Raw genomic sequence first — 23,699 nt, 5'->3', positions numbered from 1 at the left:
ATATGAAAGTAAGCAGATGGCAACTTTTTTTAGGTTCAGAATTTTTTCATAACTATAAAAAATCAGCTACAGCAATTATAGGGTCAATCATCGTTATTACTGTAATTCTTGTTGCAATACTAGGGCCATTATTTACGGTTCAAAATCCTTATGAAATGTCCAATATTGAGCTAAGCAATGCTTACAAACCTCCTGCATGGATTGATGGTGGCGAAACAAAATTTTTATTAGGTACTGATCAACAAGGAAGAGATATGCTTAGTGCAATAGTTTACGGCAGTAGAGTTTCATTAATTATAGGTGTTGTTGGAACATTATTAGCTAGTGCAATAGGCATAACACTTGGACTTATATCTGGATATTTTGGAGGAAAAATAGATGCAATAATAATGCGTATAGCAGATATTCAGCTTTCTTTCCCTACTATGTTGATTGCTTTATTTTTAATGTCTATATTTGGTAGAGGTATTGCTAATATATTAATCGCTTTATCGTTGGTAGGTTGGGTAAGATATGCTAGGACTGTTAGAGGTGAAACACTATCTGTAAAAAAGCAAGAATACATTGAAGCAACTAAAGTTATAGGACTTCCTAGTTTCAGAATCATATTTAAACATGTTCTTCCAAATGTTTTTACATCTATTATTGTATTATCTACAATTCAAGTAGGCTCTTTTATACTTACTGAAGCAACTCTCAGTTTTTTGGGATTAGGAGTCCCTGTAACTAGGCCTTCTTTAGGCATGCTATGTAATAATGGTTTTGATGTATTATACAGTGGTCTATGGTGGGTATCAATTTTCCCAGGATTATATATTATGATTATCGTTTTTGGCATAAATCTACTAGGAGATTTTTTAAGGGATGAGTTAAACCCTAAATTAAAGTAAAGAGAGGTGATAAAATGAAGAAAAAGCTACTAGAAGTTAAGAACCTAAGAACCTATTTTCACACTTTTAAAGGAATAGTAAAAGCTGTTGATAATATAAGCTTTGATATACATGAAGGTGAAATACTAGGTGTTGTAGGTGAATCTGGAGGAGGTAAATCTATAACTGGCTTTTCAATAATACGTCTTATAGAAGAACCAGGGAAAATTGAATCTGGTGAAATAATATTTAATGGCGAAGATTTAATGAAGAAATCTGAAAGTGAAATGAATAAAATTAGAGGCAAAGATATTGCTATGGTTTTTCAAGATCCTATGACTTCTTTAAATCCAGTCTATACAATAGGTCAACAAATGGAAGAAGTACTAATACTTCATGAAAATTTAACAAAAAATCAAAGAAAACAAAGATGTATCGAATTATTAGAAGCAGTTGGCATTTCAAATCCTGAAAGCAGGCTTAAGAGCTATCCTCATCAATTTAGTGGTGGTATGAGGCAAAGAGTAGTAATAGCTATCGCTCTAGCAGCAAATCCAAAGCTTATAATAGCCGATGAACCTACGACTGCCTTAGATGTTACTATACAAGCACAAATTTTAAAGTTAATGACAAACCTTGTAAAGGAGCAAGGTTGCGCACTAATGCTTATTACTCATGATTTAGCAGTAATATCGGAAATAGCTGATAGAATAAACGTAATGTATTGTGGAAAAATTGTAGAAACTGGAAATACCAAAACTATAGTATATAATCATAAACATCCTTATACTGAAGGACTAATCAACTCTATTCCAGATCTTGATAAGGAGAAAAAAAGGTTAGAAGCAATACCAGGTATTGTTCCTAATATGTTTAATCTACCTAAAGGTTGTAATTTCTCTCCTAGATGTAAATATTGTAAAGATATATGTATAGAAAAAGAACCTGAACTTATAGAAGTTAATAAAGGTCATTATGTTGCATGCCACTTCCCATTAACAAAGGAGGTGAAATAAATGGAAACAGTACTTGAAGTAAAAAATCTTGTACAAAAATTTGATCTTAATAAAGGAATACTAGATAAAATAAAATTTAGAAACGGAAAATTTATAAAAGAAGAACGCATTGTAAATGCAGTAAACGATATCTCATTTAGTATAAGTAAAGGAAAAGTTTATAGTCTTGTTGGAGAATCGGGGTGTGGAAAATCGACTACTGCAAGAACTATTATTAAACTTATTGAACCTAAAGGTGGAACTATAAAATTTAAAGAAACAGATATAACTAATCTCAACGGAACCAAAATGCTCAAGTACAGAAAAAAAATGCAAATGATATTTCAAGACCCATATGCTTCATTAAATCCAAGACAAAAAATCATTGATATCTTAACAGAGCCCATGTTGTTTCATAAAGTTGCAAATTCGCAAAATGAAGCAAGAGAAAAAGCTTTAGAAATATTAGAAAAAGTCGGAATAAGACCTGAACAGGCAACAAGATTCCCTCATCAATTTAGTGGTGGTCAAAGGCAAAGAATAGGAATAGCAAGAGCTTTAGCAGTTGAGCCAGAATTCATTATTGCTGATGAACCAGTATCTGCACTTGATGTATCTATTCAAGCTCAAATATTAAATTTACTTATGGACTTAAAAGATGAATATAATTTCTCTTATTTATTTATAGCACATGATTTATCTGTAGTAAAACATATCACAGATGATTTAGGAGTCATGTATTTAGGTAAAATTGTTGAAAAAGGCAGTAAAAATCATATATTTAATAATCCTCTGCATCCATATACTCAAGCTTTGTTTTCAGCAGTACCCAAACTCTCAGGCACAAATCTTAAAAATTCTAAAGGTATTGAAGGTGAAATACCAAGTGCAATTAATTTACCTAGTGGGTGCTATTTTCACGAAAGATGTCCATATTCTAAACCAATTTGCAAAGAAGAAATGCCTATGGAAAAAGAAGTTGAAAAAGGTCATTTTATATTATGTCATCTTTATTAAATTATAAGGTGGGAGTTTTATGACATTAAAACAAAAAATTATTGATGAAATAGAAAAAGTTAAAGATGAACTTATTGATTTAAGCAAAAAAATTCACGAAAAACCTGAACTTGCTTTTAACGAATATAATGCAGTTTATAATATAACATCTTTACTTAATAAACATGGTTTTATGATAGAAAAAGAAATAGCTGGACTTAAAACAGCTTTTAGAGCCGAATATAAAGGAAAAAAAGAAGGTCCTACCATAGCTTTTATAGCTGAATATGATGCTCTACCAGAAATAGGACATGGTTGTGGACATAACTTAATCGCTGCTATGTCTACTGGTGCAGCAATAGGTTTAAGTAAGATTGCTAATGAAATAAATGGTAATATTGTCGTTTTAGGAACACCCGCTGAAGAAGGTGGCGGTGGAAAAGTAATAATGGTTAACAATGGTGTATTTGATGATATTGACTACGCCTTGATGCTACATCCTAGTACATCAAACCTTATATGTAGAGGTGGACTAGCAACTAGAAAAGTAACAATAGATTATTACGGTAAATCCGCCCACTCATCTTCTCCTGAAGATGGTATCAACGCTTTACAGGCAGTAATACAAACATTTAATTGCATAGATCATATAAGAGCACTTCTTCCTCTAAAAACTAATATTAACGGTATAATAACTAATGGAGGGAAAGCTCCAAATGTTATTCCTGACTATGCATCATGTAGCTTTAGTGTTAGAGCAGACACCGTTAGTGATTTAAAAATTGTCGTTAATAACATAGAACGCATTGTAAAAGCTATTGAAGATCTTACGGGAGCAAAAGCACAAATTACTAAAACTCTCGTTTATTCTGAAAGATATCCAAATAGATGTATTGATGAGAAGCTTAAAGAAAACATTGCACAATTTGATGAAATCATGGAGTATCCTAAACCAAACATGAAATACGGTTCGTCAGATATAGGAAATGTCAGTCTTATAGTACCAACTATACATTCCTATATTAAAATAGCTGAACCAGGAATAAACAGCCATTCTATAGATTTTACCCATGCATCTATAACTGATAAAGCTCATATGCAAATGTTAAAAGGAGCAAAGGCTTTAGCATTAACTGCATTTGATATATTTAATGATGAAAACTTAAGAAAAAACATCTATGATGAATTTAATAAAACTGTGCCAAAATACTCTAAGTTTGATTTAGAATAAAAATTCAAGGTAGAACTGTTTTCCCCCTTCAGGTTCTACCTTGAATTTTTGTTATTTTTAAATAAGATTACAATACAATTTATAATTTTCATCGCTAAAACATACAAAGATTACTTCATCTATTGTATTATCCTTTTCAAGAAATTGCTTTACTTCTTTTATAGCAATTTTAGCAGCTAATTCTTTAGGAAATCTATAAACACCTGTACTTATGTTAGGAAAAGCAATAGTTTTAATTTTGTTTTCTACAGCTAATTTAAGGCTATTCTTATAGCAATTAGCCAATAAACGTTCTTCATCATTTTTTCCATTATGCCAAATAGGCCCAACTGTATGGATAACGTACTTAGCATTTAAATTACCTGCAGTAGTTATAACAGCCTCTCCTGTTTTACACCCACCTTGTTTGTCTCTTATTTTTTTACATTCTTCTAGTATAGCCTTTCCTCCAGCTTTATGTATTGCTCCATCAACACCTCCACCACCCAGTAAACTATTATTAGCAGCATTTACAATTGCATCTACAGAAATTTTAGTTATATCTCCTTTTATTACTTTAATCCTATCTTTAAGTGAATTTAAACTCATAAATATAACCCCTCCTATTATTTGTTATATCTATAAAGATATATCTTTAACATTTTTATTATCATGCAGATTCTTCACCTAATAAAAAACTTTAATATTTTTAAAGTTAAATTATCAATATTAGGGTATAATTTTCGTACTTCTTTAAAAAATAAACCTTTATCTACAGGTATTTTCATCATTACATCGCCAGTACCCTTAGTATTATAAATACCTACTATTCCTCTAACTATACCACCAATAGCTACATTAGCTTGAGCATATCCTCCCAAAGCAAAATGCTTTGCAATAGCTGCACCCCCTAATGCTAAATAATAACTTGTAGCGAACCCACCTGCTGCAATACCTAGTGAACCTGAAACCCCTCCTAAAGATAATAGCAGTCCTAAAGACATCCCTCCTAAAGATAATAGCCCAATAGAAATGCCCCCTAAGCTTATAACTCCTACTGAAACGCTACCTATAGCAATAATACCCCTTGCAAATCCATTTCTTTTATAATTTATATGAACTAATGGCCATCCAAGTATCCTAGTTTCTGAAATATATTCATATTCATAGGCTTCCTTAATATCTAGATTTTCCCTAAATTCTTTAGCAACTTCATATGGATCTCCCATCAGTTTCCAAGGGTCATTTTCACCAGTTTCCTGTGCTTTTACCTGTATATGGCTTAGTAAATCTTCTTTTATTTTTTTCTTAGTACTCCTTTTACATCTAATACTATTCACCACTGAATTGATATATCTCTCATAGCTTGACTTAACCATCAATTATCCCTCCTCGTCTAGAATATTTTTAGTAGCTGTTAAAAATTCCTTCCATTCACTAATATATACATCCAAAACTGCATTTCCTTTTTTAGTTATTTTATAATATTTTCTAGGTACAGTTCTCCTAGCATTATCCTTATTCCAATAGCTTTCTATTAATTCCTCATCTTCAAGCCTATATAGTATCGGATAAAGTGAACCTTCCTTAAGCTTAAAATATCCTTTGCTCTTCTCTTCCATAACCTGAATTAGTTCATATCCGTACATGTCCTGACAGCTTATAAGCTTTAATATAAGAATCTCAAGAACACCTTTTTTTAGCTGTTTATTAATTCCACTCAACACTTCACCTCCTATCACATAATATTTTGTATTACTAAATATAGTATTACACTAATTATTTAATAATGCAAGTATTTTTTGAATAAAAATTAGTAAAAATTATCGATAAAAATTAGGGACGGTTCCGATGATATATACATCGGAACCGTCCCTAACTTGCTACCTAACTTGCTATATCAAACTCGCTATAAATTTCCTTTTAATCCAATATCCTCTGCTACCTTTTGCATTCCTTTAATAGTTTCTTCTATGACTTCATTTAGTTCCATCCCTAACATTTCTGCGCCTTCTTTAATTACTTCCCTATTTACCCCTGCTGCAAAACTCTTCTGTTTCCATTTCTTTTTAACTGATTTTACTGTCATATCTAATATACTTTTACTTGGACGCATTAAAGCAGTAGCTGTAATTAGGCCTGTTAATTCGTCAATAGTATACAAAACTTTTTCCATTCTTTCAACTGGCTCTACATCTGAACAAAGCTTCCACCCATGGCTTACTATAGCATGTATATAATCTTCTGGCCAATTTTTCTCTGTTAGTATTTCTCTTGTCTTCTTGCAATGTTCGTCAGGATACATTTCATAATCAAGGTCATGAACTAATCCTATAATACCCCATTTTTCTTTATCGTCTTCATTAAATAACTCAGCAAAATGTAACATTACAGCCTCAACTGCTAAAGCGTGCTTTATCAAGCTATCACTTTTATTGTATTCCCTTAAAAGCTCATAAGCCTGCTTCCTAGTTGGTATAGTTTTGTCCAAAATTAAATCCCTTCTTTCTTAATATTATTGTTAGAATTTTCTTATATCATATATAATAGGTATAAAGATAGCTATTGTCAAGCTATCAATACTAAATTTGTTTAGGAGTTGATAATATGTCAAATGCTGCTGATAAAATATTAGTTGTTGATGATGATATTGAAATATGCAAGCTTATAGAAATATTTTTAGAAAAAGAAAAATTCAAAGTCGTTAAAGCATATGACGGTGAAGAAGCTATTAAGGTTTTTAAAAAAGAAATGCCAAAACTAGTTATACTAGACATAATGCTTCCCAAGATGGATGGATATGACGTATGTAGAGAGATTAAAAAAATAAGCAACATACCTATAATTATGCTAACTGCAAAAGGTGAAACCTTTGATAAAGTTCTAGGCCTCAGACTTGGTGCTGATGATTATATAGTCAAACCCTTCGACCCTGAAGAACTAATAGCAAGAATTAGGGCCGTTTTAAGAAGAGTGTATCCTATAAACCTCAATAATCAAGATGAAATTATTTTCCCTGATTTAGCTATAAACATGGATGATTTTAGCATAAAAGTAATAGACGATGTAATACAACTTCCAAAAAAGGAAATGGAACTTTTATATTTCCTTGCCTCTCACCCAAATAAACTCTTTACAAGAGAACAGCTTATAGAACAAATATGGGGATATGATTTTTATGGCGATACTAGAACTGTTGATGTACACATCAAAAGATTAAGAGAAAAATTAAAAAATATTCAAGACAAATATGAAATAAAAACAGTTTGGGGAGTAGGATACAAATTCGAGGTGAAAAAAAATGTTTAACTCCGTATTCAAAAAATTAACTTTTGTATATTTAATAGTCATACTCCTTAGCTTTACCATACTTTCCACTTCAATGGTTAAAATGCTTGAAAATTATTATTTTGATAAAAAAAGTGAAGCTCTTATTAGTGAAGGTAAAAATCTAAACTCTACAATCATAAAATATCTTAATAATCAAGTAAAATACGAAAAACTAAGTACTGAGCTAGAAGCAATTGAAAAATACCTCAATGCAAAGATTTGGGTTATAGATAAATTAGGATATGTATATGGTGTTTCTAGTAAAACTGAAACTAAATGGATAGGAAGACAGCTATCTCAAAGTGATATAATAAATGTACTTAAGGGGAACATAATTACTAAAAGAGGTTCATATGATGATTATTTTGAAAGTCCTGTTATGACAGTAGGTATCCCTATATTTGTTAACGGTGAAGTTGTAACAGGAGTTTTTATGCACTCTCCAATTCGTGAAATAAACGATACCTTAAGTGAAGTATATAGAATTATATTTTTTTCTATAACTATTTCTTTATTAATAGCAGTCATTTTAATATATATCGTTTCACAAAAAATTTCTAAACCTATATTAGAAATCAACAATATCACAAAGATTATATCCTCAGGAGAATTTAAAAAAAGAGTATCTATTAAATCAAAAGACGAAATAGGCCAGCTTGCCGAATCATTTAACCATATGGCTAGCGAACTAGATAAACTTGAAGAAATGAGAAAAGGCTTTATTGCAGATGTTTCTCACGAGTTAAGGTCTCCATTGACATTAATTAAAGGATATGTAAAAGGACTTATGGACATAAAGTTAACACCTGATAGAAAAAAAGAATATTTAAATATAATATATAGTGAAACTGAAAGACTTAGTGAATTAATAAATAACCTTTTAGACTTATCTAGAATAGAATCAGGAAAAAGTCCACTAAACTTAAGTAAATTTGATATAAATGAACTTATTAGAAGAAATATTATAAAATACAGTAATAAGATTGAAGAGAAAAACCTAGAAATAGACGTTTCATTTGAAAAAGATCCTTTAATAGTAATTGCTGAAAAAGACAGTATATCTCAAGTATTATCAAATCTAATAGATAATGCGATAAAATTTACTGAAAAAAAAGGTAGCTTACATATAAGTACAAAAACAAATAACAAAAAAGCTATAATAACAATAAAAGATTCTGGATGTGGAATCCCAGAAAACGAACTTAATAATATCTGGAATAGATTTTATAAAGCTGATAAATCTAGGTCAAGACAAGTTAAAGGTACAGGTTTAGGACTGTCTATAGTAAAACAAATACTTAAAAATCACAGCGAAAAAATATGGGTCGAAAGCGAATTAGGTAAAGGGTCAAAATTTACTTTTACTTTAAAATTAGCAGACGAAAAAATGCATAATTCATAATTTGTTCATAATTTCTTCAAATTTATTGTCTATAATAAAATCAAACAATAAATCAATTATTAAGGAGGTTTTATTATGGACAATTTAAATGATAATACTGTTTATGAACAAAATAATATTGAAAAAAAATATAAAAAAAGCAAATTAATAAATGTTATATTAATTTCAGTAATCATAGGAATGTTAATTGGTGGAACATTTGTGTACGGCTTTTTAAATGTCAACATGAATACAACAAAGCCTGTAGAAGCTGCTTCAGAAAGTGAAGAAGTTACGGAATGGTATACCAGCCCTGTAGTAGACGTTGCTGAAAAAGTACTGCCTTCAATAGTAATGATAAAGAGTAAGATTAATTTAAACACAGGTTTTATGATTCAAAGCATTAATGAAGGTACAGGTTCAGGCATAATATACAGAGAAGACGGTTATATAATAACAAACAATCATGTTATTGATGGAGCATCAGAAATATTAATAACATTACATGATGGTAGGGAATTTAAAGGCAGAGTGCTAGGAAAAGATTCAAAAACAGACCTTGCAGTTATAAAAATAGATGCTGATAATTTACCAGCTGGAGAATTTGGGGATTCAGATAAGCTAAAAGTAGGTGAGCTCGCAGTAGCTATAGGTAATCCTGCAGGTGAAGAGTTTTCTGGCACTGTTACTGCCGGAATAATAAGCGCTTTAGATCGTAAACTATCTATAGGTGAAAAAGATATGAAGCTTATTCAAACAGATGCAGCTATTAATCCCGGCAATAGTGGAGGAGCATTAGTAAATGAAAGGGGAGAAATAATTGGAATTAACAGTGTAAAACTCTCTGCAACAGATATTGAAGGGATGGGATTTGCAATTCCTATAAATGATGCACTTCCAATAATAAATGAATTAATACAAAATGGATATGTTAAAAGGTCTTGGATAGGTATAGGTATAACTAATATTACTGATCAGATATCTAAGGATTACAATATACCAAAGGGAATATATGTGGCAAAAGTATATTATAATAGCCCTGCTGAAAAATCAGGACTTAAAGTAGACGATATCATAACGAAAGTAGATGGTGAAAAAGTAGAAACTGTTACAGATTTATCCAACATAATCGAAAATCATGAACCTGGAGATACTATTACACTTACTGTATATAGAAATAAAAATTATAAAAACATTAATGTTACTCTTGATATAATGCCCCCTACAGAATAATTTAAAGAGTGCTAGAAATAGCACCCTTTAAATTATTCTTTTTATATTTACTATTATCTCATCCCAAATACATTCATCTAAATTATTTTCTCCAATAATCATCCCTATTTTATCCGTTATCTTTATACGCTTTTGAATTGTGATTAAATCATTGTCACCTGCATAAAAAGACCAACGATTGCCAAATACCTCACAAAAATTTATCTTTACATTATATTTTCTATATAAAAATTCTGCAGTATCGTTTAATTTATCCTTTAGATTTTTACCTTTAGTAATATCAATTAAGCTTTTATAAGTATAAATCTCTCTTTCCATTTGAAATCTCCTCAAAGTATTCATTAAATTTTTCTACTAAATTATGCTGCTGATAAAAAGGCGTCGCTTTAATCTCTTCTATTTCTTTTAATAATACTTTTTCTCCTACTCGTTTTGTTTCCTCTGAAGCATAGTCATCAAGATATTCTTTAAAAGTAAGAACTGCGTTTAGTTTGCAAAACTTTCCTTCAACACAGCCTTTTAATAATCCCATTATTTTATCCCCAGTCCTACCGCATCTATATCCAGCAGTACAAAATGAAGTAATCAGTCCCATTTCTGCAAATTCTCTTATAACATCATCTAATCTTCTCGTATCACCAAGCGTAAATTGCTGAGAATTATCCGTTTCAGGATTAGTATTTTCACTATATGCACCTATACCAATTCTAGTAGAAGCATCTGTCTGAGTACATCCAACTCTTATTACCTCTCTTCTTACCTCAGGTTTTTCTCTAGCAGTTATAATTAATCCAGTATATGGGACCGATAAACGCAATACTGTAACTAATTTTTTTAAATCATCATCATTAACTAAATACTTTGATTTGGTACTAAAATCAGAGCCAACTGCAGGTGTCATTCTAGGAAAAGAAATAGTATGTGGTCCAATACCAAATTGTCTTTCCAAATCAATAGTATGATATAAAAGTCCCATAACCTCAAAGCGCCAATCATATAAACCAAATAATACACCTATTGCAACATCATCAATACCTGCATCCATAGCTCTATGCAATGAATATAATCTCCATAAATAATTAGACTTTGGTCCCGCTGGATGTAATTTTGCATATAATTCTCTATTATAAGTTTCCTGAAATACTTGAAAAGTTCCGATGCCTACCTTCCACAATTTTTGTAAATCTGAAATTTTCATAGGAGCTGCATTTACATTTACTCTTCTAATATTACCGTAACCATGTCTTGTTTTTTTCTTTACACTATATATAGTCTTAATAGTTTCAGCCATATAATCAGCATCGGAAAGCGGATGTTCACCATAAACTACAATCATTCTTTTATGCCCTTCATTTACTACTACTTCAGTTTCTCTTTTTATTTCTTCCATATCTAAAATTCTTCGTTTTTCCTCAGGATTTTCTTTTCTAAATCCACAATATAAGCAGCTATTTACACATAAATTACTGCAATACAATGGCGCAAAAAATACAATTCTATTATCATAAACTTTACGTTTTACTTTATCAGCAGCTTCATAAAGTTCTTCCCATAAATCTTCATCTTTTACATTTAATAAAGCAGCTGTTTCATCTGGGTCTAACCTAGTTATTGAAAGAGATTTTTTTATAATATCTCTTATACGTTGTTTGTCTGGATTTTGATTGTTTGACAGCTTATTAAAAATTAATTCCTCATCAATAAAATCTTTGCCATTAATCAGATACTTATCAATTTCTTCCTGCTTTACTACCTGTGCTGCCCATTCTTTAGGATTCATTCTTGACATTTTACTACCCCCTTTTTTTACCAATAAAACAAAAAACTTTCCGTCAAAGGAAAGTTTTTAAAAATTCCCTTCACAGATTAGATTACTCTTTTCTGCAAAGTTTTTTTCTATTGCTGCCTCTATTACTCAATTTTTTAAAGATTTCTCTCTAAAAAATTGAATTATTTTAATATTTATTATATTTATATGGTATCAATCTTTGTTTTAAAAGTCAATATATTGAGGAAATTGCATAATTACTACAAGGTTAAAATTTAAACTTGCAAAATTTATTAAATTACCTTATTATGCAATTTCCCTATTTAAATTTCACATATGGTATTTATTATATAATCGATTCTATATTATCAAATATTTTTTCCATGTGCTTTTTTCCATGCATGAAGGCCGAGAGAAACACCTATTACCCCATAAGCCACAAAGGCTCTAAAAAATTCACCTATCATAGCGTCGCCAAACATCTCCTTACCCGCCATAGGAGACACTATAAATAAAGTATGGAATAATATTACCCCTAAAAAGGCCTGCCCTACAGTAGCCTTTGACGCAGAAGCTCCACCAACAAGTAATGCAGCTATGGAAAATAAAGCTATTTGGACATGACTTCCATAGGTATTCATTACGCCCATGTTTTGCAAGAAAATAAGTTGTCCCCAAGCTGCCAATACTGTAGAAATTGTTATAGCTAGTATTCTGACTTTATTTACATCTATACCTGAAACCTCTGCTATATCTTTATCTTGCCCAACTGTTCTAAAATCTTGTCCCAGTTTAGTTTTAGATATTAAAACGTTAAATAAAGCTAATATACCTATAACTAATACAGTCACCATTGGTACTTTTATAGTACTCAAAACCTTAATATTACTTGGTATTGAATTACTGAAAATCAATACTGCACATACTATAGCAATTAATAGGCTTAATATAAACCTAAATACATTCTTAGCCTTATTAAAATTTTGTTTTCCTTTTCCTTTAATAATTTTATATAAAGAAAAAAGAATAGCACATATAGAAATAATCAATATCAAGTTAAAAAATGGATATTGGTAAATGTTATCTAAAGATTTTGCAAGCCCACCGTGCTTAGTCAAATCAATAGTATTTCTAATGCCAACACCACTACTCAACATTATAACATCATGGTGCATTGGAATAATTGTTCCAGCGGCAAATAAGAAGAGAAACTGATAAAGGCCATTTGCAAAGTATCCTGTTATCATGCCTGCTATCATTTCGTTCCCTTTTGTTTTATTCAAAAGTCTACCTGTCAAATTACCAAATAAAATAGCTAACGGAGCAGCCATCACAGCACATAGCAAGAAACCTTGCCACCCACCTATTCCAAAATAAGCTGCAATGACTATTGCTATCTGCCCTGCCATAGCACCTACAGTAATACTAAAATTAAGCCCCATTCCAGCCATAACTGGAATAAGCAATGCAAGAACTAAAAATGAGTTTCTTGTTATTCTCGTTACTAATGAATTTACAACAAAATATATAGGCAATTTTGATACTTTAACAGCAATAAGACATATTATTACAAATAATATAGTAACACTATGGGAGGTTAAAAGTTTTTTTATCTTCTCAGATTTAGTATATTGACCTTTTCCTAAAATCTTAACATCATTAATTCCATCCATACTACTCTTCCCCCCCAACTTTAGTCAAAGCATAGAGAATAATTCCATTTTGGACTATCATCCTCAAACATTCTCCTAAATTACCTTCTTTTACAACCTGATTTGCAACAGGTAATGCTACAGTTAATAATCCTTGAAAAAGAAATACTCCTAAAATAGCATGAGATATTTTTGCTCTACGAGCCGAAGCTCCTCCTATTAATACTGCTGCAACTGCAGGGAAAGCCATCATAAGTGGTGCTTCATAAAGTTGAAGATAGCCATAACTTTGCTCGTAAACAATTATTCCTATAGCTCCAAGAACAGTAGACAAAATCACGCCAAGAATTCTACATCTGTCTACATTTATTCCTGATGCTATAGCAAACTTAGGATTCTCTCCTGCTGTACTTATAGCAAGCCCTAACTTACTTCTAAAAAATATCCACACCAAGAAACAGGAAACAAAAAAGAATAGTAACAATCCTGTAGGTATCTTAACTTCTCCAATATAAAATGCCCAAAAATTGTTAAGTATTTCTCCAAAAGTTGAATCTAATGCAATAGTTACCCTAAGTCCTTTACCAATTGGCCAAACCATTTCCTTGTGTTTAAATGGTAGAAGTATCCACATGATACACATAAATGATACAATTGAAAATCCGGTATAAGTTGCCACAAGCATTTCTGATCCTTTTATTTTATTTAATAACATTCCATATACTAAACCAGTTATTATAGCAAAAGGCAGAGAAATCAAAATAGCCATTATAAAGCACGTCAAACCTACATAACCCATTTCTATACTAATAAGTGTTCCTAAAAGGCCGCAAATAATCCCTATTGGTAATGCAAAGTTAGGGCCTGTACCTGCTTGGATTGCAGGCACCATTGCAAGCACCATTACCCCATACATACCAAATCTACGTATTGTATGATAAATTAAAGTTAAAAATGGCAATCTTAATATAATCGATAGAATGAATAAAATCACAAAAAAACTAGCAATTATGATTCTTGGAAGGCCAACTTTTTTAGTATATTCTCGTAATGTTTCAGTCATCTTTAAGCCCCCTTATTCTCCTTTTTATAGTATTGACCAGCCATCATCAACCCAAAATCCTCGTCACTATCAGTTGGCTTGAGTATTCCTGCTATTTCCCCTTTATAAACAATAGCTATCCTATCACAAATAGATCTAAGTTCAGCTAATTCACTTGATGTCATAACTATTGTCATTCCCATTTCTTTATTAAGCTTTACTAATAAATCTAAAACTATTTTTTTAGCACCTATATCTATACCCCTAGTTGGTTCAGATACAAATAAAATATTAGGCTCTAATGTCAAAGCTCTTGCTAAACATACTTTTTGTTGATTTCCTCCGCTTAATCTTCCAACAGGTTGAGCAGGACCTGTACATCTAATATCTAAATCTTCAATCATCTTTAAAGCATGTTTTCTTATAGCTTTTCTATCAATTTGGTTGAAAATACCGAACTTTCTTAAAAATTTACCTTTGCTCTGTATGATTGTAGCTACAATATTATATTCTATAGATGATTCAAGCAGTAATCCTACTCCTCTCCTGTCTTCAGATACAAAGGCCAATCCTTTTTTAATAGCTTCTGTAGGATTATTCAAATGCAATTTTTCTCCATTTAAATAAACTTCACCACTAGACTCACAAAGCCCCATTATTCCATTTGCAATACCTATTTTCCCCTGTCCTGCAAGTCCACCAATACCCAATATTTCTCCTTTTTTAACTTCTAAATTAATACCTTTCACTTCTTCTCCAGGCATATTAACTTCTAAATTTCTTATTGATAATATAGTTTCTCTGTTTTCGTCTAAATCTAGGTTTCCTTCAACTCTAGTTAAATTTATCTTCCTACCAACCATTAATTCAGCTATTTCTTCAATACTTGTATTTTCTTTTTTTTTCGTAGCAACTAATTCTCCATCTCTTAAAACAGTAATATTATCAGCAGCCTGTATAACTTCATCTAGTCTATGTGTTATAAATAAAATAGCTATACCTTTACTAGCTAATTTTTTCATAGATTTAATTAAATTATTTGCTTCGCTTTCTGTTAAAACTGCTGTAGGTTCATCAAATACTAAAAGCTTAACTCCAATTTTATCTATTTCTCTAGCAATCTCTACAAATTGCATATGACCAACTGGAAGTCCTGCAACAGTCACCCACTCTTCTATATCCAATCCTAAAGTATCCAATGCTTTTCTAGCATCCTTATTCATCGCATTATAATCTAATGTTCTTAATTTTTCTCCTTTCCTTCCAAGTAAAGTACTTATTATATTTTTCTTCGTTTTTTCTCTATTTAGTTTAATATTCTCTGTTAATGTAAAACCAGGAATTAACATAAATTCCTGATGTACCATACCTATACCATATTCCATAGCTTCATTTGGTGTTTTAATATTAATTTTTTCCCCATCAAGAATAACTTCTCCATCAAATCCTCCTGTAGAATGTATTACATGCATTCCAAACAATATATTCATTAACGTTGACTTTCCTGCACCATTTTCTCCAACTAATGCATGTATCTCTCCAGGTTTTACAAACAAGTCGACTCCCTTTAATACTTTATTACCATAATATTCTTTCTCAATATTTTTCATCTGAAGAGTATACTTTTCTTCCACCTGCAACCACCACCTTATGATCTTGTGTTTAAGCTATTTTAAATACAGTAAGGCTACTAATAAGTAACCTTACTGCTCAAAATACACTATAAATATCCTCTAAAACTAAAAGTTTAAATAGTCAAGTAATACTAAAAAATAGTTATCATATTTTTGTCCGCCTTCTTCTAATGTAGTTATTTGAATGTCAGTATTGGCATATTCCTTAAACTTTTCCTCCACTACTTTCATATCTACTCTTCCATCAGTTTCTCCCTCTATCCATGCTTTTGCATATTCTGCTCCTGCTTCGATAAACATCATTGCACAAGGTACTGGCCAAGTTGAAAATCTACCTGTCCCTCCCTTTTCAGCTATCTTCTTTCTTATTTCTTCAGTAATATATGCAATATCTCCCTTTTTATCTTCAGGAATTTCTATTCCTAATGCAGAAGGGAATCCATGGTATGGAGAAGGGCAACAAGGTTGTGGATAAATTGCTCCTTCTTCTAAGCACGCACTAATAAGAGGAACCTGCATAGAACAGTTTGTACTGAAAAATGCAGTATCTTTACCGTGTTTTTCAACCATTCTTGGTACATCTTCTAGTATAAACTGTTGTGCTCCTGATACCCCTGCATCACCAGTTGGATCTGGAGCTGATGCATCTATAAATTCAAGTCCTATTTCTTCACAAGTTTCCCTTAATATGTCTCTTCTCGCTGACAAAAGCGCATAAGACATATGCCTTGGGAAAGAATAGTGAACAAGTTTTTTAGCCCCTTGCTTTTTAGCTTGATTAGGTATAGTTGTACCCATTGACAATTCATCCATTGCAAATACTAGATCTGCTTTATCAGATATCATCTTAGGATCTTCACCAGGAACACCAGCTATAACCAATAAATCTGGATTAATCTCTCTAGCCTTAGTTATTGCTGCAGACGCTCCTGGAACTGCTTGAACAAAAATAAGCGCTTTAACATCTGGATCTGAAACCATACTTACAACATTTGATATTGTTGTTTCTTGTTCATCCATAAATTTAGCTGGGTAAGTCATAACTTTTATGTGTTCTTCACCGTATTTTGCAAGTACATTTTGTGCAGCTCTGTATTCTTCTTCATTTTGTACAACAGTACCAGTCATTATAGCTATTTTCCAATTGTCTTCTTGTTTAGATGTTTGTTGGTCACCACAAGCAACTAAGCTTAAAACCAATATACCAACTAATAATAATGCTAAGATCTTTTTACCCATCTCTCAATCCCCCTTTATTTTTCTAATAAAATATTAATTCATGTTAGTTTTCTACTCGCTTTGTCTTGTCCCTCCTTTCTTTGAAATACAATAAAACAAGGTGTTTTATAATATTTATGAAAAGATGTCCTATTTAATTACACAATTTTTAAGAGCTTTATTAAGACATTGTTTGACATAAAAAAATATTTTTTTGCAATTTTCTAATATTTCTAATTTTTCTTAATATTCCCACATGATTAACTATTCTATACATTTCTTTTTATTCCTTCTTTTTTTGAAAAATAGTTATAGAAATTTCACAGATAATATTCAAGGAGACTGTAGCTATGGAAAATTAAGAGGAGTTTTTAAGAATATATAGAAATATTATTATAATGAACTAACACTAGGAGGTATTTTTGTGGATGTAAAAGTCTTTGTAAATTTTAAAGAAAAAATTGTGAATAATGTTTCTAAAGTCATTGTTGGTAAGAATGAAGTAATAGAATTGTTAATAGTATCTTTCATATCAGGAGGTCATATATTACTAGAAGATATACCAGGGGTTGGTAAAACTATGTTAGTAAAGTCCTTTGCAAAAACCTTAGGCCTTTCATTTAAAAGAATCCAGTTTACCCCTGATTTACTTCCATCAGATATTACAGGAATAAATTATTATAATCAAAAAACCAATAATTTTGAATTTAGGAAAGGACCTATATTTGCAAATATTATATTAGGAGATGAAATAAATAGAGCTACTCCTAGAACCCAATCAAGTTTACTAGAAGCCATGGAAGAAAAACAAATAACTGTAGATGGAGAAACTAGAAAATTAAATATACCTTTTATGGTATTAGCTACTCAAAACCCTATAGAAACTTATGGTACTTTTCCCCTTCCTGAAGCACAAATGGATAGGTTTATGATGAGAATTTCTATTGGGTATCCTAAAAGAGATGAAGAAAAAAAAGTAATACTTAACAATAATTCAAATAATAATATAGAATCTCTTACAACTATTATTAATGCTGAAGAATTAGAATATGTATTCAACAATTACTCCAATGTAACTATTTCTGATGATGTATTAAATTATATAATGGATATAGTAAATGAGACTAGAGCAAATAAAAATATTGAGCTTGGAATAAGCCCTAGAGGTAGCATAGCTCTATTTAAAGCTTGTCAAAGTTATGCAGCTATAAATGGTAGAGATTTTATAATACCGGAGGATGTTAAAACATTAGCCCCTCATGTATTTAATCATAGAATATACGCAAAAGGAAGCAATAAAATGAAAAAATCTATAGAAATAATTGAAGATATTCTTAAAAAAGTTCAAGTTCCTTTAGAGGAGTTTTAAAGCTATGCTTTGGATATTTATTCTACTAGTAGTATTAACTTTTATATTCAATAAACTAACAGAAATATACGGAATAGAAAAACTAGACTATTATAGAGAGCTATCTAAAAATAAGGTTGAAATAAATGAACCATTTCAAGTAATTTCTACTATAGAAAATAAGAAACTAATTTCTGTACCATTTTTGCAAATATTAGAAACTTATCCTGAAGGTTTAGAATACAGTTTCAATTCAAATACCTCAAATACATCAAAACTTTCTTATCATGTTTTTAATATATTTATCTTGCCCTATCAAAGAATAAAAAGGACTTATACATTGTTGGGTAGGGAAAGAGGAAGATTTATATTTAGATCTACCACCTTAATGGCTGAAGATTTTATAGGGATAAACTCTAAGTATAAAAAAATAGAACAAATGCAAGAAATAGTAGTTTTACCTAAATCTCTTCCACCTAAAGATGCACTTATACCTTTTGGAGATTATAATGGAGATATATCCGTTAAAAGATGGATAATAGATGATCCTTTGATGATTGTAGGAATCAAAGAATATACAGGAAGAGAACCTCAAAAATATATACACTGGAATGCTTCTATGAAATATGGAAAGTTAATGGTAAAGAATTTTGACTTTACCATTAATAATACATTAGTAGTCATATTAAATATAGAATCTGGTAAGCCATTTTGGCCTAACATCGATGGAAAAAGTATAGAAGAATGCATCTCACTATCTAGAGGAATATTAGAAGAGTTAGAATCAAAACAAATCCCTTATGGTTTTGCTACAAATGCTAGAATTTCTGGACTGGATATGGATAAAAACATGATTTATCCAGGAATAGGTTCAAACAGATTAGAGTATTTAATTGAAATGTTAGGTAGGATTGAATATAGTATAACAAATGAGTTCGAAATATTTCTGCAAAATCTCATTAATAGAAGTAATAAAAATGAAACTTATGTTATAATTACCCCAAAGGTTTTTGATTGCTACTTAAATCAATTTGAAATATTAAATAAAAAATCTAATAAGCTTATTTTAATTTCACTATCTGAAGAAAATTTAGATTTATTAAACCCTTCTATTACCAAATATGTAAGGAGAAAAAAATGTTCGAACTAAAATTACTAGAAATAATTAACAAACTATCTTTTGTATTTTCTTTTTTATCATATTTTTTTTACTACCGTTTTACTTCTATAAAATATACCATAATATATATAGTTACAGTTACTATGATTGCTTTAGGAGTTTATCTTAAAGAGAAAAAAAGATTCTATGCTTTTGCAGTTTTTTTAATAATACCTGTTTTAAATCTTTTTTTGCAAGATTTATTTTTAATATTATTTATTTATTCTTCTGTGATTGTATATCTCTACATAGATAAAGGAATTAACTATATTAATTTTTCATTTTCAACATTTAAGCTAAAAAACATAGTTTATGCAATAATAGTCCTGTTTTCCTTAATAACTAAAACTTCATATATGATCAGTAAAGTTTCTGTTCTTTTTATGATAATCTTTTTTATATCTAGCATAGCATTGTTTAGAAGTTTAAAATATTTAAGAAACTATACAAATATAAAAGAAATTAGAAAGCAAAACTTAAAATACTCTATAGGAATTATTTTAATTTCTCTTTTACTGAGTGTAAAAAAGTTTTGGAAGATGGTTATTCTTGGTATAAAAGCTGCTTATCTTTTTGTTTTAAATATAATATTTAACTGCTTAGCTTTTTTATTAAAACCACTTGGAAACTTGATTGAAAATCTTATAAATTTTCTTAAAAATTTAATCAGCCAACGTCAAAACCAACTAAAAATTCAATCAAATTCAGAACTTTATGATTCAGAAAAATATACTCCACTAGTTAATGAGCAACTTAGTATTGTGTTGAAAATAATACTTAAATGGTTGTTAATTATATTTTTAATATTCTTAACTATATACATAATAAAAAAATTATCCAAAAGATACCAAAATAAAGTGGTAATTAAACAAGGATATATAGAAGAAAAAGAATTTATTTTTACTAAAAACAATAAAAAGACAAAAAAAAGAAGATTTTTTAAACCCAAAAATAAAAAAGATTTAATTCGATATTATTATAGTAAATTTTTAAGTAAATGTAAAAAACGAAAAATATTTATAAATAAATATAATACTACACTAGAAATAAATCTGTTAGCAAAGGAAAAATTCAATATATTACAGCTTGAAAAGATTAGGGAGATATACATAAAAACAAGATACGGTAATATAGACCCAAATGAAATAGAATTAGAAAAGTTTAAAGAAAGCTATAAAAAATTAGAATAACCGTTAGAATGAGGAAATTGCATAATTACCGCATAATTGCTATTAATTTGTTATAATATTTTATTATGCAATTTCCTCAACTATTAATAAGATTCTACAAGTACTTCAAAATAAGCTTGAGGATGGTCACATGCTGGACATTTTTCTGGTGCACTAGTACCCTCATGAATATAACCACAATTATTACATTTCCATCTAACGACATTATCCTTCTTAAATACTGTACCATTCTCTACATTATTTAATAAAGCTCTATATCTTTCTTCATGGTGTTTTTCAACTTCTGCTACTTTCCTAAATACAAATGCAATCTCAGGAAAACCTTCTTCATCAGCTACTTTTGCAAATTCAGGATAAAGTTCTGACCATTCTTCATTTTCACCTTTTGCTGCAGCCAATAGGTTAAATTTTGTATCTCCTAAAGCAGCAGGATAAGATGCATTAATTTCTATAGCTTCACCATTAAGACTTTCCTTTAAAAACTTCATAAATCTCTTTGCATGTTCTTTTTCGTTATCTGCAGTTTCAGCAAATATATTTGATATTTGTACATACCCTTCTTTTTTAGCAGTAGATGCATAATAAGTATATCTGTTCCTTGCCTGTGATTCCCCTGCAAATGCCTTCATTAAATTTTCAGCTGTTTTTGTCCCTTTTAAAGATTTCATTTAAACCCCTCCATTTAATAATCATTTTCTTACATCAATTTATATACCCTCATATATATATAATAATCAATAATTTTTAAATTTTATTAATATATAGTAAAAAACTTCTTTATTTTCTATTTTTTGCCTTATATCTTTTTGAATTACTTAATATCTTTTTTCTTATCCTTAAACTATTAGGGGTAATTTCAATTAACTCATCTTCTTCAATAAATTCTAAAGCTTCTTCAAGGCTCATAATCTTAGGAGGTGAAAGCCTTAATGCATCATCTGAACCAGATGCCCTAATATTTGTTTGTTGTTTCTTTTTGCAAACATTCACTTCTATATCATTACCTTTTGGATTCTGTCCTACCACCATACCTTCGTAAACTTTAGTTCCCGGTTCTATAAAAAGTATTCCTCTCTCTTGAGCTGAATAAAGTCCGTAAGAAGCTGCTATTCCAGTTTCATATGCTACAAGAGAACCTTGTGGTCTTCTTGGTATTTCTCCTTTATAACGTTCATAACCGGCAAATATAGAATTTAATATTCCATTTCCTTTTGTATCAGTCATAAATTCAGAGCGGTATCCAATAAGCCCACGGGCAGGTATAGAAAATATTAATCTAGAATATCCAGCATTATTATGAGTCATATCTATCATTTCACCTTTTCTCCGTCCTAATTTTTCTATAACAGAGCCAATAAATTCTTCTGGTACATCTATGGTTACCCTCTCCATAGGTTCATATTTTTTACCATCAATAATCTTATATAGTACCTGTGGTTTAGAAACTTGAAATTCATATCCTTCTCTTCTCATAGTTTCTATTAAAATAGAGAGATGGAGCTCTCCTCTGCCTGATACTTTAAAAGAATCAGTTGAATCTGTTTCTTCGACTCTCAAACTCACATCTGTTTGAAGTTCTCTAAATAGACGATTCCTTAAATGCCGTGATGTTACATATTTCCCTTCTTGCCCGGCAAATGGACTATCATTTACTGAAAATGTCATAGATATAGTAGGCTCAGATATTTTAACAAAAGGTAAAGGTTGAGGATTATTTACATCACATATAGTATCTCCTATATGAATACCTTCAACGCCTGTAACTGCAATTATACTTCCTACTTTTGCTTCTTCTACTTCAACCCTATTTAGTCCTTCAAACTCATATATATTTGTTATCTTAACCTTTTTTATATCATCAGGTTTTTCTTTGTTTACTATTATAGTTTCTTGATTTCTTTTAATGGTACCTCTTTCAATTTTTCCAATGCCTATACGCCCAATATATTCATTATAGTCTATAGTTGAAATCAATACTTGTAAAGGAGCCTCATCGTCTCCTTTAGGTGCCGGTATGAATTTTATTATTGTTTCAAACAAATCCTCCATGTTTTTCTTCTGGCAGTCAGGACTTAATGACGCAGTTCCATTTTTAGCTGATGCATATACAAATGGGCAATCTAACTGTTCTTCATCTGCTCCTAAATCTATAAACAAATCTAATACCTCATCAACAACCTCATTAGGTCTTGCACCAGGTCGGTCTATTTTGTTTATACAAACAATAGCAGGAAGTTTTAACTCTAATGCCTTTTTCAAAACAAATTTAGTTTGAGGCATGGGCCCTTCAAAAGCGTCTACTACCAAAACAACTCCATTCACCATCTTAAGAACACGTTCTACCTCTCCTCCAAAATCAGCATGCCCTGGAGTATCTACTATATTTATTTTTGTACCTTTATAGTTCACTGCTGTATTCTTAGATAATATAGTTATACCTCTTTCTCTTTCTAGCTCATTAGAATCCATTACTCTTTCCTGCACTACTTGATTACTTCTAAATATACCACTTTGTCTCAATAATTGATCAACTAATGTTGTCTTTCCATGATCAACATGAGCAATGATGGCAATATTGCGTATATCATTTCTCACCTTTTCCATTGTTACTTCCACATCCCTCTAATTTTAAAATAAAATAAACATTTTTTAACAAAACTAATTTTATCACAAC

Annotated in this window: 22 protein-coding genes; 10 read left to right on the top strand and 12 right to left on the bottom strand. The window is 30.4% G+C overall.

Annotated elements, in window-relative coordinates:
- The first annotated feature begins 2 nt into the window (after positions 1-2).
- From ACZ41D_RS04220 to ACZ41D_RS04205, 4 genes are read left to right on the top strand one after another with little or no spacing between them, the layout of a single operon-like run.
- Complete coding sequence (locus ACZ41D_RS04220) at positions 3-890, top strand: ABC transporter permease (protein WP_464152681.1); 888 nt, start codon at positions 3-5, stop codon at positions 888-890.
- Positions 891-904: 14 nt separating this feature from the next.
- Positions 905-1,885 carry an ABC transporter ATP-binding protein gene (locus tag ACZ41D_RS04215; protein ID WP_464152680.1) on the top strand — a complete coding sequence of 327 codons (981 nt, stop codon included), beginning with the start codon at positions 905-907 and terminating at the stop codon, positions 1,883-1,885.
- A complete protein-coding gene (locus ACZ41D_RS04210) occupies positions 1,886-2,881 on the top strand; it encodes an ABC transporter ATP-binding protein (RefSeq protein WP_464152679.1) in 996 nt (331 codons plus the stop codon).
- Between the two features lie 19 nt (positions 2,882-2,900).
- Positions 2,901-4,091, top strand: a complete 1,191-nt coding sequence (locus ACZ41D_RS04205; protein ID WP_464152678.1) for a M20 family metallopeptidase — start codon at positions 2,901-2,903, stop codon at positions 4,089-4,091.
- A gap of 57 nt (positions 4,092-4,148) precedes the next feature.
- On the opposite strand, the gene ACZ41D_RS04200 is transcribed toward ACZ41D_RS04205, so the two are convergent.
- The 4 genes from ACZ41D_RS04200 to ACZ41D_RS04185 form a co-directional block, all read right to left on the bottom strand.
- A complete protein-coding gene (locus ACZ41D_RS04200) occupies positions 4,149-4,679 on the bottom strand; it encodes an O-acetyl-ADP-ribose deacetylase (protein ID WP_464152677.1) in 531 nt (176 codons plus the stop codon).
- Between the two features lie 74 nt (positions 4,680-4,753).
- Positions 4,754-5,449 carry a hypothetical protein gene (locus ACZ41D_RS04195; protein ID WP_464152676.1) on the bottom strand — a complete coding sequence of 232 codons (696 nt, stop codon included), beginning with the start codon at positions 5,447-5,449 and terminating at the stop codon, positions 4,754-4,756.
- A 3-nt stretch (positions 5,450-5,452) separates the two neighbouring features.
- Positions 5,453-5,794 (bottom strand): PadR family transcriptional regulator, encoded by a 342-nt coding sequence (locus ACZ41D_RS04190; protein ID WP_464152675.1) that lies wholly within the window; start codon positions 5,792-5,794, stop codon positions 5,453-5,455.
- A 185-nt stretch (positions 5,795-5,979) separates the two neighbouring features.
- Positions 5,980-6,561, bottom strand: coding sequence for an HD domain-containing protein (locus ACZ41D_RS04185; protein WP_464152674.1), 582 nt, complete (start codon positions 6,559-6,561; stop codon positions 5,980-5,982).
- Positions 6,562-6,677: 116 nt separating this feature from the next.
- Between ACZ41D_RS04185 and ACZ41D_RS04180 the strand changes: the two genes are divergently transcribed.
- The 3 genes from ACZ41D_RS04180 (at position 6,678) to ACZ41D_RS04170 (ending at position 10,014) form a co-directional block, all read left to right on the top strand.
- Positions 6,678-7,379 (top strand): response regulator, encoded by a 702-nt coding sequence (locus ACZ41D_RS04180; RefSeq protein WP_464152673.1) that lies wholly within the window; start codon positions 6,678-6,680, stop codon positions 7,377-7,379.
- On the top strand, positions 7,372-8,802 hold the full coding sequence (locus ACZ41D_RS04175; protein ID WP_464152672.1) for a sensor histidine kinase: 1,431 nt from the start codon (positions 7,372-7,374) through the stop codon (positions 8,800-8,802). The genes ACZ41D_RS04180 and ACZ41D_RS04175 overlap by 8 nt, the downstream gene beginning before the upstream one ends.
- A 75-nt stretch (positions 8,803-8,877) precedes the next feature.
- Positions 8,878-10,014, top strand: a complete 1,137-nt coding sequence (locus ACZ41D_RS04170; RefSeq protein ID WP_464152671.1) for a S1C family serine protease — start codon at positions 8,878-8,880, stop codon at positions 10,012-10,014.
- A 27-nt stretch (positions 10,015-10,041) separates the two neighbouring features.
- On the opposite strand, the gene ACZ41D_RS04165 is transcribed toward ACZ41D_RS04170, so the two are convergent.
- From ACZ41D_RS04165 to ACZ41D_RS04140, 6 genes are all read right to left on the bottom strand, one after another.
- The gene (locus tag ACZ41D_RS04165; protein WP_464152670.1) at positions 10,042-10,332 is read right to left on the bottom strand and encodes a hypothetical protein; all 291 of its coding nucleotides are present in this window, start codon (positions 10,330-10,332) and stop codon (positions 10,042-10,044) included.
- Positions 10,307-11,803, bottom strand: coding sequence for a [FeFe] hydrogenase H-cluster radical SAM maturase HydG (hydG, locus tag ACZ41D_RS04160; protein WP_464152669.1), 1,497 nt, complete (start codon positions 11,801-11,803; stop codon positions 10,307-10,309). Before hydG ends, ACZ41D_RS04165 begins: the two co-directional genes overlap by 26 nt.
- Positions 11,804-12,150: 347 nt before the next feature.
- On the bottom strand, positions 12,151-13,455 hold the full coding sequence (locus ACZ41D_RS04155; protein WP_464152668.1) for an ABC transporter permease subunit: 1,305 nt from the start codon (positions 13,453-13,455) through the stop codon (positions 12,151-12,153).
- Between the two features lies 1 nt (position 13,456).
- Positions 13,457-14,497, bottom strand: a complete 1,041-nt coding sequence (locus ACZ41D_RS04150) for an ABC transporter permease subunit (RefSeq protein ID WP_464152667.1) — start codon at positions 14,495-14,497, stop codon at positions 13,457-13,459.
- A 2-nt stretch (positions 14,498-14,499) separates the two neighbouring features.
- Complete coding sequence (locus tag ACZ41D_RS04145; RefSeq protein WP_464152666.1) at positions 14,500-16,110, bottom strand: sugar ABC transporter ATP-binding protein; 1,611 nt, start codon at positions 16,108-16,110, stop codon at positions 14,500-14,502.
- Between the two features lie 105 nt (positions 16,111-16,215).
- The gene (locus tag ACZ41D_RS04140; protein WP_464152665.1) at positions 16,216-17,349 is read right to left on the bottom strand and encodes a DUF3798 domain-containing protein; all 1,134 of its coding nucleotides are present in this window, start codon (positions 17,347-17,349) and stop codon (positions 16,216-16,218) included.
- 403 nt (positions 17,350-17,752) lie between these two features.
- Here ACZ41D_RS04140 and ACZ41D_RS04135 point away from each other — a divergent pair, with 403 nt between their 5' ends.
- The 3 genes from ACZ41D_RS04135 to ACZ41D_RS04125 are packed head-to-tail and all read left to right on the top strand — an operon-like array spanning position 17,753 to position 21,025.
- Entirely contained in the window at positions 17,753-18,697 is a 945-nt protein-coding gene (locus ACZ41D_RS04135; RefSeq protein ID WP_464152664.1) for an AAA family ATPase, read from the top strand.
- Positions 18,698-18,701: 4 nt separating this feature from the next.
- Complete coding sequence (locus ACZ41D_RS04130) at positions 18,702-19,826, top strand: DUF58 domain-containing protein (RefSeq protein WP_464152663.1); 1,125 nt, start codon at positions 18,702-18,704, stop codon at positions 19,824-19,826.
- Positions 19,814-21,025 carry a hypothetical protein gene (locus tag ACZ41D_RS04125; protein ID WP_464152662.1) on the top strand — a complete coding sequence of 404 codons (1,212 nt, stop codon included), beginning with the start codon at positions 19,814-19,816 and terminating at the stop codon, positions 21,023-21,025. Before ACZ41D_RS04130 ends, ACZ41D_RS04125 begins: the two co-directional genes overlap by 13 nt.
- Positions 21,026-21,108: 83 nt before the next feature.
- Here the strand turns inward: ACZ41D_RS04125 and rbr are convergent, their stop codons facing one another.
- Positions 21,109-21,693 (bottom strand): rubrerythrin, encoded by a 585-nt coding sequence (gene rbr, locus ACZ41D_RS04120; protein WP_464152661.1) that lies wholly within the window; start codon positions 21,691-21,693, stop codon positions 21,109-21,111.
- Between the two features lie 109 nt (positions 21,694-21,802).
- Entirely contained in the window at positions 21,803-23,629 is a 1,827-nt protein-coding gene (typA, locus tag ACZ41D_RS04115; protein ID WP_464152660.1) for a translational GTPase TypA, read from the bottom strand.
- Between the last annotated feature and the right edge of the window lie 70 nt (positions 23,630-23,699).

This window comes from Brassicibacter thermophilus (genome assembly GCF_055378355.1).
This window is presented reverse-complemented; position numbering and strand designations above follow the sequence as displayed.